Here is a 15,380-nt window from a genome sequence, read left to right on the forward strand (position 1 = left end):
TCAGACCATGTAGGTCGAGTTGATGACGGCGCCCTTGTTCGCGAAGTAGATCAGGGCGTCCTGGACGTCGAGCGGGTGGCACGGGACCGTGCCCTCGATGAGGTCCTCCTCGCGCAGGCCGTGCAGCGACAGGCCGAAGCGGCAGACGAAGACCGTGCCGCCCTCCTTGATGAAGGTCGTGATCGTGTCGTTGATGTTCTGCTCGCCAGGGAACGCGGAGTCGCCGGGCGTCGGGAAGCCGCGGGTGGCGATCGCGTTCATCGCGCCCGGGCCGTAGAAGTAGAGGACCGAGTCGAAGCCCTTGCGCAGGGCGCGGAGCGCCTGGAGGCAGGCGACGAAGCTGACGCTCGACTCGTGGGCGATGCCGTGCACGAGGGTGAGGTACGACTGCCCTGGCTCCGCCTGGATGTCGGGGAAGATCTTCGTCGAGCCGTAGATCGACGTGCCCTGCGGCTGCGTCGGGTGCGGCACCTCGGCCTTCGAGGTCTCGATGTTGGCGAGGATCGTGTCGTCGAACAGGGCCATCGGGGGCGCTCCTTGCGGGTCGGTGGTGAACGGGCCGGACGGGTCAGTAGAGGGCTTCGAAGTTCTCGCGGAGGAACAGCCGGCCGAGCTCGCCGTCCTCGACGGCGGCCTGCATGCGGGCGAGCTCCCCCGCGTGATCGCCCCACGGCTGGTCGGAGGCGAAGAGGATGCGGTCATGGCCGAGCCCGCGCCGCTCGATCTCGGCGACGAGCCAGACCGCGGCGAACCCGATGGCCCAGCTCGTGTCGCTGTAGACCCGCTTGCCGCGCTCGATCCAGTCGAAGAAGCGGGCGCCGATCAGCTTCATGTGGCCGCTCATGCCGCCGCCGAGGTGCACGAGGTGGATGCGGACGTCGTCGCCCCACCGCTCCACGAGGCCGCCGACGCGGTCGATGTCGCTGGCGCCGCCGGGCGAGGTGTGGACGTGCACCGTGAGGTCGTGCTCGCGCGCCGCGTCGAACATGCGGCCCAGCTGCTCGAGGCACCCGTCGTCGTCGGCCGCGCCCCCGAGCAGGAAGCTCGTCTTCAGCGCGGCGACGCCGTCCTCGCCGGCGAGCGCGAGGGCCGCGGTGTTCCGCTCCGCGTCCTCCGGCTTCGGGGAGATCCACAGGCCGCACCGCACCCGGTCGTCCGCCTGGGCCGCGTCGAGCGCGAGCTGGTTCAGCTCGAACGCGACCTCCGGGATCGGGACGCCGTAGTTCGGGAGGACGAGGGCGCGCTCGGTGCCCTCCGCGTCGAGGTCGGCGAGGAAGGCCTTGACGGTCTCCTTCGCGGTGAGGTCCGCGCGGATCGCCGGGCCGCCGTAGAAGGGGAACGCGGGCAGGGCGCCGATGTGCCGATGCGCGTCGTGCACTCCGCCTGCCATGGCTCAAGGCAATCGGTCGGCCGTTTCAGGATGGTTTCGCCGGGAACACCATCGGATCACCACACGCCGGGCGTCGTTTCCGGCAGATCACGGGACGATGTGCGGCCCCGCCACGAACAGGCCCTCCCGGACCGTGGCGAGGGTGCGCTCGAGCAGCGCCTCCCTCGCCGCCTCCGGGACGGAGCGGAGCGGACCGTCGAGCAGCAGCACCGCGAGCCCGTGCACCGCCGACCAGGCGGCGACCTCCGCGCCCGGGCGGCGCTCGGCGGGCATCGCCCCGGTCGCGACGGCGTCGTCGAGCACCTGGAGCAGCAGGCCGAACGGCCCGAGGCCGCCGTCCTCCGCGCCGCGTCCCGCCTCCGGGTCCGTGTGCACCGAGAAGGCGGTGCGGAAGAGGCCGGGTTCGCGCAGGGCGAATTGCACGTACGCGCGGCCGACCGCGTCGAGCCGGGCGCCCGGGTCGCCAGCGCGGTCGACGGCGCCGAGCTCGCGGACGATCTCGGACGCCACGAAGGCGAGGCAGCGCAGCGACACCGCGGCGAGCAGGTCCTCGCGGTCCGCGAAGTGGCGGTAGGCCGCGTTCGGCGACACGCCCGCCTGCCGCGTCGCCTCGCGCAGCACGACCGCGCTCGGGCCGCCCGCGGCGGCGAGGCGCAGCCCCGCCTCGACGAGGGCGTTCCGGAGGTCGCCGTGCCGGTACGCGCGGCGGGGCGCGGACCCGCTGTCGGTGGCGTCGCCCACACTGTCCCCATCTCGGTTGACAGTGTTCACATCGGGATCCGGATCGGCCATCATCGGCATCGTAGGACTGAGGAGGATCGCCATGACCATCGCGCAGCCGGTCGCCTGGCGCCGCAACGCGGCGCTCTTCCTGGGCGGCCAGACGATCTCGCTGTTCGGCTCGATGGTCGTCCAGTACGCGGTCATGTGGTACGTGACGCTGCAGACGCGCTCGGCGATCGCGGTCGCGCTCTACGCGGTCGCGGCGTTCCTCCCTCAGGGCCTCGTCTCGATCTTCGGCGGCACCTTCGCCGACCGGGTCAACCGCAAGGCGCTGATCATCGTGTCGGACACGAGCACCGCCCTGGCGACCCTCGGCCTCGCGGTCCTGATGCTGAACGGGGTGACCGACCTCTGGGTGATCCTCGTGGCGTGCGCCGCGCGCTCGGTCGGCGCGGGATTCCAGCAGCCCACCGTGCAGGCGGTGATCCCGCAGCTGGTGCCGGAGGAGCAGCTGCTCCGGATCAACGGCCTGTTCCAGACGATCCAGTCCGGCCTCGCGCTGCTCGCGCCCGCGGTCGCCGGCGCCGTGTTCGGCGCCTTCGGCATCGTGCCGACGTTCTTCCTCGACGTCGTGACCGCACTGCTCGGCGTCGGGGTGCTGCTCCTCGTGACCGTCCCGACCCTCGACGCGGTCGCGGGGAAGACGACCGGGTTCCGGCAGGACCTCGTCGAGGGCGCGCGCTTCATCTGGCACCACGCGTTCATCCGGTGGCTGATGGTGCTCTTCGCCGTGATCATCGTGCTGACCGGGTCGCCCTCCTTCGTCACGCCGCTGCTCATCACGCAGGAGTGGGGCGGCGACGTGTGGCTGCTGACGGTGCTCGAGCTCGCGTTCAGCATCGGGATGCTGCTCGGCGGCGTCGCCGTGTCGACGGTGCTCGCGAAGCGCAGCCGCATCCGGATGATCGTGCTGTCGTCGTTCGGGTTCGGGGTGTTCTCGCTGGGGCTCGGCGTCGCGCCGACGCTCTGGGCGTTCTACGCGCTGATGTTCCTGTTCGGCGCGATGGTCCCGCTCTTCTCGGCGCCGTTCATGACGTTGGTGCAGGAGGCGGTGCCGCCGGAGAAGCAGGGCCGCGTCTTCAGCTACGTCACGATCGTGATGGCGCTGTCGTTCCCGCTCGGGATGGTCGCGTTCGGCCCGATCGCCGACGCGGCGGGCGTGCGGGCGCTGCTCGTCGGCACGGGCGTGCTCGCGCTCGTCGTCACCGGCGTCGCCGTGCTCGTCCCGTCCGGCCGCCGGGCGATGAAGGCGGCCGCGGAGGGCGCGGACCCGGCGGAGACGGCGCAGCGCGTGGAGGCGGAGGTCGCCTGAGCGGGTGCGCCCGAACACGGGCGTGATCCGACGAGACGGGCGTCCTCGAACGCCCGGTTCGTCGGATCACGCCCGGATTCCGCCGCGGCGCATCCGGGCGCTCAGGCCAGGAGCTCGCGGACGTCGTCCGCCGTGAGGGCCGCGGCCTCCATGCTGCCGTTGCCGTCCATCACGGCGTCGAAGAGGGCGCGCTTCGACTCCTTCAACGCCATCACCTTCTCCTCGATCGTGTCCTTCGCGACCAGGCGGTAGACCATGACCTGGCGCTGCTGCCCGATCCGGTGGGCGCGGTCGACCGCCTGGGCCTCCGCCGCCGGGTTCCACCACGGGTCGAGCAGGATGCAGTAGTCCGCCTCCGCGAGGTTCAGACCGAAGCCGCCCGCCTTCAGCGAGATGAGGAACACGTCCGCGTCGCCGCCGCGGAACCGCTCGATCGCGTCACCGCGACGCCGGGTCGAGCCGTCGAGGTACGCGTACCCGATGTCCTTCTCGTCCAGCCGGTCCTTGACCCGGCCGAGCAGCCGGGTGAACTGGCTGAACACGAGCACCCGGTGGTGCTCCTCCAGCGCGTTCTGGAGCAGCTCGTCGAACAGATCGAGCTTCGCCGAGGGGATGCCCTCGTTCCCCGCGTCCACGAGCGCCGCGTCGAGCGCCACCTGCCGCAGCGTCGTGAGCGCGCGGAAGATCGTGAACCGGTTCCGGTCGAACTCCCCGATCAGGCCGAGGACGCGCTGCCGCTCGCGGTTCAGGTACCGGTCGTAGACGGCGCGCTGCTTCTTGCCGAGCTCCACCTCGATGACCTGCTCGGTCTTCGGCGGGAGGTCGGAGGCGACGAGCTCCTTCGTGCGGCGCAGCAGCAGCGGCCGGATGCGGCGCTGCAGCTGGCCGAGCCGCTCGCGGTCGCCCTCCTTCTCGATCGGCTTCGCGTAGTGGTCCTGGAAGCCGGACGGGGACGGGAACAGGCCGGGCGCGGCGATGGAGATGATCGACCACAGCTCCATGAGGTCGTTCTCGAGCGGTGTGCCGGTGATCGCGAGCCGGAACGGCACGTCGATCGCCCGGATCCGCTGATACGTCGTCGAGTGGCGGTTCTTCGCGAACTGCGCCTCGTCGAGCAGCATCCCGGCCCAGGTGATGCCCGCGTAGGACGCGGTGTCGAGCCGCAGCAGCGCGTAGGACGTCACGACGACGTCCGCGTCGCCGATGGTGTCGCGGAGCGCCGTCCGGCTCTTCCGGGTCGTCTCGGTCACGCCGACGACCTCGAGGTCCGGGAGGAACCGGTTCGTCTCCGCGAGCCAGTTCGGCACGACGGAGGTCGGCGCGACGACGAGGAACCGGGGCCGCTCCTCCCCGCGCTCGTCCGCCTGCTGGATCGCCCGCGCGATCATCGCGAGCGACTGGACGGTCTTGCCGAGGCCCATGTCGTCGGCGAGCACGCCGCCGAGCCGGTTGTCGTAGAGGAACGACAGCCAGTCGTAGCCCTCCAGCTGGTACGGCCGCAGCTCGGCCGTGAACCCCTCCGGCAGCGCCTGCCGCTCGAGGCGGCCGTCGACGCCGAACCCGCCCGTGACCTCGACGGCGCGGCGCCACGCCTCGGCCTGCCGGGCGACGACGCCGAGCGCGACGAGGTCCTCCCAGAGCGAGCCCTGGAAGCGGGAGATGCGGAGCGGCGCGCGCGGGTCGTCGGTGAGCTCGCGCGCCTCGGCGATGAGCGTCCGCAGCCGCTCGAACACCGGGTCGTCGAGCGGGAACCAGACGCCGCCCGGCAGCACCATCGCGTCGTCGCCGCGGGCGAGCGCGAGGAAGACCTCGGCGAGCGGCGCGACCTCCCCGCCGACCCGGACCTCGATGTCGAGGTCGAACCAGTCGCGGTTGCCGTCGATCGCCCGGGTGCCGATCGCGACGACCGGCGTCTCCTCGGCCGCGCGGTACTCGACGGGCTCCCCGCGCTCGACGACGTGCACGCCGGGGACCGCCCGCACGCCGGGCAGGAGGTCCTGCGCGAACGCGACGGCGGCCATGCCGTGCACGGCGAACGTCTCCCGCAGCTCGCCGTGCGGCCCGATCAGGTCCGGGGTGCGCGCGCTGTCGAGGCCAGCACCGCGGAGCGCGCCGAGGATCCGCCGCTCCTGCAGCGGGTCGCGGATCGCGTCCTCCTCGCCGCCGAGGGTGAGCGGCGTCGCGTCGCCGGGCAGCGTGTACCGCCAGGACCAGCGGCCCGTGACGCCGCCGGGCCCGTGCTCGACGACGAGCTCGAGCGCGGCGTCCGGGCGCGCCGGGGGCTGGAAGCTGCCGTCCCGGCTCACGACGGGCAGCACGCTCGCGAGGCGGCGGTAGTGGTGCGCGAGGAAGTCGGGCTCCTCGTCGGCCGGCACCTCGATCGGGTCGGGCAGGCGGAGGAAGGCGTGCGCGGCCGGCTGCAGCGGCTCGGCGAAGGGCGCGAGCGCGATGCGGGCGTCGGCGAGCGTCTCGCCCGGCTCCCACGTCGCGACGCCGATGCCGGGGTCGCCGATCAGGGAGAACGGCGGCACGATCGCCCGCCCGGTCGCGGCGTCGCCGTGGGCGAGCAGCGGCGACAGGCGCAGGCCCGCCCCGGTGCGGATCAGGTCCGCGGCCGGCGTCACCGGCTCCTGCGCGATGACGAGCGGCGTCTGCGTCCTCCCGCCGGTCACGAGCCCCACGCCGTGGTCCTGCGCCTCCTGCAGCAGCGGCCAGAGGGCCGTCGTGCGGGACCCGCTCAGCTGCAGCCAGGTGTCGGCGGCGAACGAGGACGGCCCGGCGGTCAGGAGGCGGTGGATCTCCCGGAGGATCCGGCTCTGCGCGTCGTCGTACTCGTGGACCGACCACTCGTTCGTCACGGTGCGCCACGAGACGCCGGTGCGCCGCCAGCGCCCGTTCGCCCCGAGCAGCACCGGTCGCACCCCGACCGCGACGGGCCGCTCGCGCGGCGCCGTCCGCCGCGAGCCGGTCCACGGCTGCTCGGACTGCTGCAGCTCGAAGACGAGGCCGAGCACGGCGCTCGACTCGTCGGAGTCGAGCCCGTCGAGGATCGGGTCGAGCGTGCGGCGCCAGAGCGCGTCGGCGACGGCGGGCGCCGGGGCGGTGGGCGCGCCGCGGCGCCCTTCGAGCAGCACCGCGCCGACGTGCTTGCAGTCCGAGCCGACCGGGCAGTCGCAGCGCCCGGAGATCGGGACCGGCCCGTCGGGCGTGGGGCGGAGGCGGACGCGCGCCGAGTAGCGGGCGTGCTCCGAGCCCTTCACGCGGCCGGTCAGCGTCGTGCGGTCCGTGCTCCAGCGCACGTCGGAGACGCGGCCCTCGCGCTGGTAGCGGTCCGCGCGCGCGAAGCCGGCGGGGCCGGTGATGCGGGCGACGTCGAGATCCGAGTACACGTGCATCCCCCTCCCCTGGAATTCGCGAACCCTCGAGTTTAGGCGCCGCGCAGGGGCGCCCGGCGCCCGGTGCGCCGTGGGCGGAACCGCCGGGTCAGGCTGCGGCGAGCGCTCCCTGCGGCAGGCGGGCGGCGAGCAGCTCGAGCGTCCGCTCACGCGCCGGGGTCCGGTCGACCGGATCGGCGCCGGTCGCACCGGCCGCGGGACTGATCATGACCTCGTCCACCTCGAACCGCTGCGCGAAGGCGACGAGCCGCTCGGTGACGTCGTCGGCCTCCCCGATGAACCAGCGCGAGGCCATGGTCTCGACGAGCTCGCGCTGCGGCTCGGTGAGCAGCGCCGCCTCCGCGGCCTCCACCGTGTCGAGCGCGGTCAGCGGCGTCCCCGTGCGGAGGCGCGCCATGTGCTGCAGCTGCGGCAGGGCGAGCCGGTGCGCCTCGGCCGCGGTCTCGGCCGCGACGACGTTCGCGGTGAGGAACGTCCGCGGGGCGTCGAGGTGCTCCGAGGCCTGGAAGCGCGACCGGTACAGGTCGAGCGCGTGCTCCGTGCCCTGCCCGGAGAAGTGGTGCGCGAACACGTAGGGCAGGCCGAGCCGCCCGGCGAGCTCCGCCGAGTAGTCCGACGAGCCGAGCAGCCAGAGCTGCGGGGTCCCGGCGGCGGCGGGCGTGGCCCGGACCGTGTACTCCTCGCCGGTGGCGAGCCGCAGCCCGGCGCCGTCGCGGCCGAGCAGGGCCTCGATGTCGCGGATGTGGCTCGGGAAGGCGTCCACGTCGCTCGTGTGCCCTTCGGACCGGAGCAGCGCGGTGATGACGGGGTCGGACCCGGGGGCGCGCCCGATGCCGAGGTCGACCCGACCGGGCGCCGCGGCCTCGAGCGCCGCGAACTGCTCCGCGATGACGAACGGCGCGTGGTTGGGCAGCATCACGCCCCCCGAGCCGAGCCGGATGCGGCGCGTCCGCCCGGCGAGGACGCCGAGCAGCACGGGCGGGTTCGTGGAGGCGACGGAGGGCATGTTGTGGTGCTCCGCCAGCCAGTACCGGTGCAGCCCGAGCGCGTCGGCGCGCTCCGCGAGGGCGACGGACGCGGCGACGGCGTCGCCGGAGGTCTGGCCGCTCCGAACGGGGATGAGGTCGAGCACCGACAGGGCGAGATCCGGCATGCGGGTCCCAACCCGCGCCCCCGCGTGCGCATTCCGGGGTCCGGCAGAATCGGGCGATGCGCACCTTTCCGCTGTCCACCTCGCCGCGCGTCCGGGACGTCGTGCGGCACGAGCTCCGACGCCGCACCGCGACGGTCGTCGGCCGTCGGGAGCTCCCCGCCTCGATGGTCCGGATCACGCTCGGCGGCGACGACCTCGCGGACTTCACGAGCCTCGGCCCGGAGGACCACGTCAAGCTGTTCTTCGAGGGCCCGGACGGCGTCGTCGGCCGCGACTACACGCCGAGCGAGTTCCGGACGCTCGGCGCCTCCAGCGGACCGGAGCTCGACGTCGACTTCGTGGTGCACGGCACCGACGGCCCCGCGACGGCGTGGGCGTCCGCGGCGACGGAGGGCGACGAGCTGGCGTTCGGCGGCCCGCGCGGCTCCCGCCTCGCGCCGACGGGGTTCCGGAACGCGCTGCTGATCGCCGACCCGGCGGGGCTCCCCGCGCTCCGCCGGTGGGTCCGCGCCTTCGCGGGCGAGCCGCCGACCCGCGCGATCCTGTTCGGCGGCGCGGAGGCCGCCTACCTCGACGAGACCGAGCGCACCGCCGCGCTCCTGCAGGTGGTCGGCGAGGGGCACGACCTCCTCGAGACGGTGCGGGCGCAGGACGTCGACGGCGACACGTTCGTGTGGGCGGCGGGCGAAGCGACCGCCCTCGTGCCGGTGCGCCGGCACCTCAAGGAGCTCGGGCTGGCGAAGGAGAACCGCTCCCTGCACGGCTACTGGCGCCGCGGCGAGGCCGGCCTCGACCACCACGCCCCGCTCGACCCGACCGACCCGGACTAGTGTCCGTGGCCGCGCCGCCGCCGCTGCGGCGCGGCTGCCGTACCGGCGCGCTGCACGCGCTCTCGGATGACGGCGGATGCGGGGCCGACCTCGTCCGTCGACGTGCGAGCACAGCGAGCCTCGAGTCCACCCGGGCAGACGCCGAGCGCGGATGGCCTCGACAGTGGACGAAGCGGAAGTCGCCTCGTGCGGCCGATCCGGACTGGTGCGGGTCGGATCCCAGCCGCACGAGTCCGATTCCGCCGCATCAGCACCCGCCGGCCCGTCGGGCGTCGGTCAGCGGACGGAGGACGGGGCGTCGTCGTTCGGGTTCCTCCGGTCGAGGACGCGGAGGGCGACGAGCAGCGCCGCGACGCCGATGATCACGCGGATCACGACGAAGGCGAACACGGCGAACGCCGCACCCTCCGCGCCGATGGCGAGCAGGAGGCCGCCGAACGCCGCGATCGCCGCGTCGCCCACGAACGCGGCCCGGATCCAGAACAGGAGCCGGCCCGCCGGGGTGACGCCGCGCGGGTCAGAACCCGCTGGGGGCGTGCGGGACGTAGTCCGCCTCCAGGGCGTCGAGCTCGTCGTCCGTGAGCTCGAGGTCCGACGCCGCGATCGCGTCCTCGAGGTGCTCGGGCTTCGTCGCGCCCACGATCGGCGCGGTGACCGCCGGCTGCGCGAGCACCCACGCGAGCGCCACCTGCGCGCGCGGCACCCCGCGCTCCGCCGCGACGCGGGCGACGGCCTCGACGATGCGCCGGTCGCCCTCCTGCCCGTAGAGCGTCTTGCCGAACTCGTCCGTGTCGCCGCGCTTCGTCGTCTCGTCCCAGTCGCGCGTCAGCTTGCCGCGGGCGAGCGGCGACCACGGGATGACGCCGACGCCGGTGTCGAGGCAGTACGGGAGCATCTCGCGCTCCTCCTCCCGCTGCAGCAGGGAGTACTGGTCCTGCATCGACACGAACCGGGTCAGGCCCTCGACGTCGGCGGTGTGCTGCAGCTCCGCGAACTGCCACGTCCACATGGACGACGCCCCGATGTAGCGGGCCTTCCCGGCCTTCACGACGTCGTGCAGGGCCGCCATCGTCTCCGCGACCGGCACCTCCGGGTCGAACCGGTGGATCTGGTACAGGTCGACGTAGTCGGTGCCGAGGCGCTGCAGGGAGGCGTCGATCTGGGTCATGATCGCACCGCGGGAGAGCCCGCCGCCGTTCGGGCCGGGCCCCATCCGGCCGTGCACCTTCGTGGCGATCACGACCTCCTCGCGCTGCGCGAACTCGCGGAGGAGCTTCCCGGTGATCTCCTCGCTGGAGCCGGCCGAGTAGACGTTCGCGGTGTCGAAGGTCGTGATCCCCGCCTCGATCGCGCGGCGGAAGAACGGGCGGGCGCCCTCCTCGGGGAGGCTCCAGCTGTGGTTGCCGCGGTCGGGGTCGCCATAGCTCATGCAGCCGAGGATCACGCGGCTGACCTGGAGTCCCGCGTCGCCGAGTCGGATGGTGTCCATGCCGACGATCCTCCGCCTCCCGCCCTGGGAGCGGCGCGCGGGCGTCCGTCGCTAGCGGGTCTCCCCCATGAGCAGGTCGACCCGGACGCCCTGCCGGGTCGCCACGATCTCGACCGGGATGCGCGGCTTGCGCCCCGCCGTGTCGAGGCGGCTCAGCGCCTCGTTCACCGGCGACTCGAGCCCGCGGGGCACGCGCCCGACGGGCCCGACGATGCGGCCCCCGACGAAGAGGCGGACCTCGATCGGCGCGTCGGTCCGCTCCTCCTCCGCGGTCCGCCGCGCGATGGCGGTCTCGGCCGGGTCGGCGCCGACGAGGTCGCGCAGCAGGTCCTGGTGCGGATCGCTGCCCGCGAGGCGGATGACGGTGCTCGACTTCGCGGGGAGGAGGTCGAACTTGTAGTCGTCCAAGGAGCCGCTGCCGCGGTCCTCCTTCGGGAAGTCGGGGTCGCCCCCGCGGCGTCGGAAGAGCACGGCCCCATTCTGCCGCGGACCCGCTCTTATCGGATTCACATCCAGGAAGGGGGCGCGCTCGGGGAATGAACGGGGGCGTCTTCTACGTTGGGTAGATCATGCAGCGCAGGACCCCCAGGATCGCAGAAGAGATCGAGGACGAGTTCGGCACCGTCACCCGGTACCGTCGCCACCCCAACGGGCGCGGCCTCGTCGCGACGGACGCCTCCGTCGACCCCACCGCTTTCATCGCCCCCACCGTCTACATCGAGTCCGGAGCGCGGGTCGGACGCTCCGTCCGCATCGCGTCCGGCAGCTGGGTCGACCGCGAGGCGGTCGTCGGCCCGCACGCCGAAATCGGCGCGGCCGTGCACGTCGGTGCCGCCGCCGTCGTCGGCGAGGGCGCCCGCGTCGGCAGCCACACGAAGATCGGCGCGCGCGCCTCGATCGGTGCCGGCGCCCGCGTGGCCGCCGACCAGAAGATCGACGACGACGCGGTGCTCCCCCAGCAGAGCGCGTTCGGCGCCGCCGCGTAGCCCGCGGCGCGTCCCGCGCGCACGCGGTCGTCGGCCGGGCCGGCGGCCGCTGGGACCACGAAGGGCCGCCCTCCTCGAGAGGAGGGCGGCCCTTCGGCGTGTCAGGAGGCGCTCAGCGGCGCAGCCCGAGGCGCTCGATCAGCGAGCGGTAGCGCTGGATGTCGACGTCCTGCAGGTAGCCGAGCAGCCGGCGGCGCTGGCCGACGAGCAGCAGCAGGCCGCGACGCGAGTGGTGGTCGTGCTTGTGCACCTTCAGGTGCTCCGTGAGGTCCTTGATGCGGGTCGACAGCATCGCGATCTGGACCTCGGGCGAGCCGGTGTCACCCTCGTGCGTCGCGTACTCCGCGATGATCGCCTTCTTGACCTCTGCGTCCAATGCCATGGGGACTCCTCTTCTGCTCGCTGCGCGGTGTCGCGCGCGGGATGCGCGCGACGCTCTGGGACCGCGGCCGGTTCACGGCGGCACGAGAGTCTAGCAATGCCGGGGCGCCGCCCCGCGCCGGGCTCCCGCTGAGGGGATGCTGAAGAGGTCGAGCGGCCCGCGGCCGCCGACTCGGGCTCCCGTACCGTCGGAGCCCCGACGATCGGAGGTCCGCAGGTGTCCCCCTGGCTCGACATCGTGCTCGCCCTCGTCCTGCTCGCCTACGTCGTCCAGGGCTACCGCCTCGGCTTCGTGCGGAGCCTCGGCGCGATCGTCGGCCTCATCGCGGGCGGCATCGCCGCCGCGCTGCTCTCGCCGCTGATCGGGTCGTTCGTGCAGGACGAGACCGGGAAGGTCGTCGCGACGATCGTCGCCGCGGTCGTCCTCGTGCTGCTCGGGCACGCCGTCGGCTCCGGCGTCGGGGCGGTCATCGGCGGCGTACTCCGGCGCAGCCCGCTCGGGCTCCTGGACCGCGTGCTCGGCGCCGCCGCGCAGCTCGTCGTCAGCGCGCTCGCGATCTCGATGATCGCGTCCCTCGCGGTGTCGCTCGGCGTCCCCTACGTCGCGCAGCCGATCGCGTCCTCCGTCGTGCTGAACGGCATCCACAGCGTCACGCCCGCACCCGTCGACCGCGCGCTCGCGCAGCTCCGCTCGACGGTGCTGGCGAGCGGCATCCCCCAGCTCGGCATCTCCCTCGGCACCGGCGGGGGCTCGACGAGCGTCCCGGGCGTCACGCAGACGGCCGGCCTGCGCACCGCGGCCCGGTCCGTCGTGAAGATCACGGGCAGCGCGGCCGCGTGCAACCAGGAGCAGTCCGGGTCCGGCTTCGTCGTCGCCGGGAACCGCGTGCTGACGAACGCCCACGTCGTCGCGGGCGTCACGCGGCCCGTCGTCCTCACGCCCGCCGGCCAGGCGCTGCCCGGCTCCGTCACGTACTTCGACCCGAAGCGCGACCTCGCGGTGATCGCGGTGCGCGGCCTCCAGGCCTCGACCCTCCGCGTCGCGGCGCCGCCCGCCGTCGGTGACAAGGGCGTCGTGGCGGGCTACCCGTTCGGCGGCCCGTTCACGGAGGGCGGCGCGGAGGTCGTGCAGACCGGCGCCGTCGCGGTCCCGGACATCGCCGGGTCGGGCCGGACGACGCGCCAGGTCGCAGCGCTCGCCGCGGACGTGGAGCAGGGCAACTCCGGCGGCCCGCTGCTCACGCCGGACGGCCGGGTCATCGGCATCGTCTTCGCGAAGAGCACGAACCGCACCGACCTCGGGTACGCGATGACGCCGGCGGAGTTCGGCGACGTCGTGGATCGGGCGCCCGCCCTCACCTCGGCGGTGTCGACCGGCGCCTGCTCACGGGGCTGAGCCGCGGGAGCGGTCAGGCGGTCGGCTCGACGACGACGAGGCGTCGCGTCGGCCGCGTGAACGCGACGTAGAGGGAGCCGGGACCGGCCTCCGCCGCGATGCGGTCGGGGTCGACCACGACGACGCTGTCGAACTCGAGCCCCTTCGCCGTCCACGGGTCGAGGACGGACACGGGGGCGCCGAGGCCCTGCGCCCCATAGCCGACGCGGTCGTCGACCCCGGCGACGAGGGCGTCGTGCAGTGCACGGACCTGCCCGGCCGGCGCGATCACGGCGAGCGCGCCGCCGTCGCCGCGCGCTCGGTCCGCCGCCACCGCGTCGACGACCGCGGTCGGCACCCGGTCCGTCCGGGTCCGGACCGACGCCGGCGGCTCCCCCTCGCGCACCGAACGGGAGGGCGTGATCGGCAGGCCGTCGCGCAGCGCGCGGGACTCGGCGAGCTCCGCGATCGCCTGCGGCGTCCGGTAGTTCACGGACAGCCGCTCGAGCCGGAACTCGTCCGTCAGCGCGCCGAGCGCCGCCCGCCAGTCGGCCGCCGGCGGCACCGCCGCGGACTGAGCGAGGTCGCCGACCACCGTGAACGAGCGCAGCGGGCCGCGCCGGCGGAGGAGGCGCCACTGCATCGGCGTGAGCTCCTGCGCCTCGTCGACCACGATGTGCCCGTACGTCCAGGTCCGGTCGACGGCAGCGCGCTCGGCTGTCGTGAGGCGGGCGCCCTCCTCCGCGAAGCCGTCCGCGAGCGACTCCGCCGACACGAGGCCCTCGACGCCCATGTTCGCGATCGCCTGCTCGGCGTTCTCGATGTCGCGCTGCCGCTGCGCCGCCCGCGCCTGCGCGCGTGCGTCGCCGGTCACGTCGATGTCGCCGAGCAGCTCGGCGGCCTCGTCGAGGAGCGGGACGTCGCCCACGGTGAACGGCGCACGGCGGGGCCGCGCCAGCAGCTCGCGCTCGTGCGGGCGGAGCTCCGGCGCCGACCGGGCGAGGTACTCCGGGCGCGTGTACAGGTCGCCGAGCAGCTTCTCCGGCGTCAGCGGCAGCCACGCCGTGTTCAGCAGCACCTTCACGTCCTGCGCCGTCCGGATGTCCTCGCGGAGCATCCTCCGGTCCTCGTCGTCGATCGTGCTGCCGCGGGCGGCGACCTGCTCGACCAGCTGCGCCGTGAGCTCCCCCAGCGCGCTCTTCACGAAGGTGACCCGGGCGACGTTGTGCGGCTTCCGCGTCTGCTGCGCGTGCCGGATCGCGCGCTGGATGACGGCGGGCTGCACCGTCAGGGTCACCCCGTTGATCTCGACGTCGACGGGCCGCTCCGGCGCCGTCTGCCGCGCGAGCACGGCGCGACGGATGACGGCCGCCATGACGCTCCGCCCCTTCACGTCCGCGACGGCGGGCGCGTCGACCGCGGCGGCGTCCACGCCCGGATAGAGCTGCCCGAGCGTGCGGAGGACGACGCCCGTCTCGCCGAGGGACGGGAGGACCTGCTCGATGTACTCGAGGAAGCTCCGGGAGGGACCGACGACGAGCACGCCGTTCCGGGCGAGCCGCTCCTTGTGCGCGTAGAGCAGGTACGCGGCGCGGTGGAGGGCGACCGCCGTCTTGCCGGTGCCCGGGCCGCCCTGGACGACGAGGACGCCGCGCGACTCCGAGCGGATGATCCGGTCCTGCTCCGCCTGGATCGTCGAGACGATGTCGTGCATCCGGCCGGTGCGCTGGGCGGTGAGCGCCGCGAGCAGCGCGGTCTCGCCCGTCAGCGTCACGTCCTCCGGGATGTCCTCGGGGTCGAACACCTCGTCCTCGAGCGCGGTGACGTCGCGCCCCCGGGTCGTCAGGTGGCGGCGGACCCGCACGCCGAGCGGGGTCGCCGCGGTCGCCTGGTAGAACGCGCTCGACTGCGGCGCGCGCCAGTCGAGGAGGAGGGGCTGCTGCTCGTCGTCGCGCAGGCCGATGCGGCCGATGTACCGGACGGCGCCGTCGTCGGCCTGCAGCCGTCCGAAGACGAGCCGCTCGTCGACGTCGCGCAGCCGCCGGACCCGGTCCTCGAACAGGCGCGCCATCGCGTCGCGCTCCGTCCGGGCCTGGTGGGTGCCGGTGGCGCCGCCCCGGCGCACGCGCTCGAGCTCGGCGACCAGCTCCGCCCGGAGCACGTCGAGCCGGCTGTACAGGCCGGCCACGTACCGCTGCTCCCTGGCGAGCTCCGCATCCGCGACATCGGTCACGCGACGCACCTCCCGTTTCGCGGCCCACCATCCTAGTTCCGCGTCCCGGCCCG

Annotated in this window: 14 protein-coding genes; 4 read left to right on the forward strand and 10 right to left on the reverse strand. The window is 74.0% G+C overall.

Features of this window, described 5'->3' with window-relative positions; all coding sequences use genetic code 11:
• The 3 genes from CLV52_RS13725 to CLV52_RS13735 all read right to left on the reverse strand — a co-directional run bounded on the left by CLV52_RS13725 (position 1) and on the right by CLV52_RS13735 (position 2,131).
• On the reverse strand, positions 1 to 525 hold the full coding sequence (locus CLV52_RS13725; RefSeq protein ID WP_133766943.1) for an MSMEG_0572/Sll0783 family nitrogen starvation response protein: 525 nt from the start codon (positions 523 to 525) through the stop codon (positions 1 to 3).
• A gap of 43 nt (positions 526 to 568) precedes the next feature.
• On the reverse strand, positions 569 to 1,390 hold the full coding sequence (locus CLV52_RS13730; RefSeq protein WP_133766944.1) for an amidohydrolase family protein: 822 nt from the start codon (positions 1,388 to 1,390) through the stop codon (positions 569 to 571).
• 87 nt (positions 1,391 to 1,477) lie between these two features.
• Positions 1,478 to 2,131 carry a TetR/AcrR family transcriptional regulator gene (locus CLV52_RS13735; protein ID WP_246018141.1) on the reverse strand — a complete coding sequence of 218 codons (654 nt, stop codon included), beginning with the start codon at positions 2,129 to 2,131 and terminating at the stop codon, positions 1,478 to 1,480.
• An 82-nt stretch (positions 2,132 to 2,213) separates the two neighbouring features.
• On the opposite strand from CLV52_RS13735, the gene CLV52_RS13740 reads away from it, so the two are divergent.
• Positions 2,214 to 3,485 carry an MFS transporter gene (locus CLV52_RS13740; protein WP_133766946.1) on the forward strand — a complete coding sequence of 424 codons (1,272 nt, stop codon included), beginning with the start codon at positions 2,214 to 2,216 and terminating at the stop codon, positions 3,483 to 3,485.
• A 101-nt stretch (positions 3,486 to 3,586) separates the two neighbouring features.
• Here CLV52_RS13740 and CLV52_RS13745 read toward each other — a convergent pair whose 3' ends face one another.
• A complete protein-coding gene (locus CLV52_RS13745) occupies positions 3,587 to 6,880 on the reverse strand; it encodes a DEAD/DEAH box helicase (RefSeq protein ID WP_133766947.1) in 3,294 nt (1,097 codons plus the stop codon).
• 88 nt (positions 6,881 to 6,968) lie between these two features.
• A complete protein-coding gene (locus CLV52_RS13750; RefSeq protein WP_133766948.1) occupies positions 6,969 to 8,033 on the reverse strand; it encodes an LLM class flavin-dependent oxidoreductase in 1,065 nt (354 codons plus the stop codon).
• Between the two features lie 56 nt (positions 8,034 to 8,089).
• On the opposite strand from CLV52_RS13750, the gene CLV52_RS13755 reads away from it, so the two are divergent.
• Complete coding sequence (locus CLV52_RS13755) at positions 8,090 to 8,863, forward strand: siderophore-interacting protein (protein WP_133766949.1); 774 nt, start codon at positions 8,090 to 8,092, stop codon at positions 8,861 to 8,863.
• A 276-nt stretch (positions 8,864 to 9,139) separates the two neighbouring features.
• On the opposite strand, the gene CLV52_RS13760 is transcribed toward CLV52_RS13755, so the two are convergent.
• The 3 genes from CLV52_RS13760 to CLV52_RS13770 are packed head-to-tail and all read right to left on the reverse strand — an operon-like array spanning position 9,140 to position 10,823.
• Positions 9,140 to 9,325, reverse strand: a complete 186-nt coding sequence (locus CLV52_RS13760; protein WP_133766950.1) for a hypothetical protein — start codon at positions 9,323 to 9,325, stop codon at positions 9,140 to 9,142.
• A 55-nt stretch (positions 9,326 to 9,380) separates the two neighbouring features.
• Positions 9,381 to 10,352, reverse strand: a complete 972-nt coding sequence (locus CLV52_RS13765; protein WP_133766951.1) for an aldo/keto reductase — start codon at positions 10,350 to 10,352, stop codon at positions 9,381 to 9,383.
• A 51-nt stretch (positions 10,353 to 10,403) separates the two neighbouring features.
• Positions 10,404 to 10,823, reverse strand: a complete 420-nt coding sequence (locus tag CLV52_RS13770; RefSeq protein WP_133766952.1) for a hypothetical protein — start codon at positions 10,821 to 10,823, stop codon at positions 10,404 to 10,406.
• A gap of 98 nt (positions 10,824 to 10,921) precedes the next feature.
• Here CLV52_RS13770 and CLV52_RS13775 point away from each other — a divergent pair, with 98 nt between their 5' ends.
• A complete protein-coding gene (locus CLV52_RS13775; protein WP_133766953.1) occupies positions 10,922 to 11,338 on the forward strand; it encodes a transferase in 417 nt (138 codons plus the stop codon).
• Positions 11,339 to 11,450: 112 nt separating this feature from the next.
• Here the strand turns inward: CLV52_RS13775 and rpsO are convergent, their stop codons facing one another.
• A complete protein-coding gene (gene rpsO / locus CLV52_RS13780; RefSeq protein WP_133766954.1) occupies positions 11,451 to 11,720 on the reverse strand; it encodes a 30S ribosomal protein S15 in 270 nt (89 codons plus the stop codon).
• Positions 11,721 to 11,936: 216 nt separating this feature from the next.
• On the opposite strand from rpsO, the gene CLV52_RS13785 reads away from it, so the two are divergent.
• Positions 11,937 to 13,115: a MarP family serine protease gene (locus CLV52_RS13785; protein ID WP_162850856.1), complete on the forward strand. Its 1,179-nt coding sequence runs from the start codon at positions 11,937 to 11,939 to the stop codon at positions 13,113 to 13,115.
• Between the two features lie 13 nt (positions 13,116 to 13,128).
• Here CLV52_RS13785 and CLV52_RS13790 read toward each other — a convergent pair whose 3' ends face one another.
• Entirely contained in the window at positions 13,129 to 15,327 is a 2,199-nt protein-coding gene (locus CLV52_RS13790; protein ID WP_133766956.1) for a HelD family protein, read from the reverse strand.
• Positions 15,328 to 15,380: the final 53 nt, after the last annotated feature.

It is taken from the genome of Amnibacterium kyonggiense (assembly GCF_004364555.1).
GTDB lineage: Bacteria > Actinomycetota > Actinomycetes > Actinomycetales > Microbacteriaceae > Amnibacterium > Amnibacterium kyonggiense.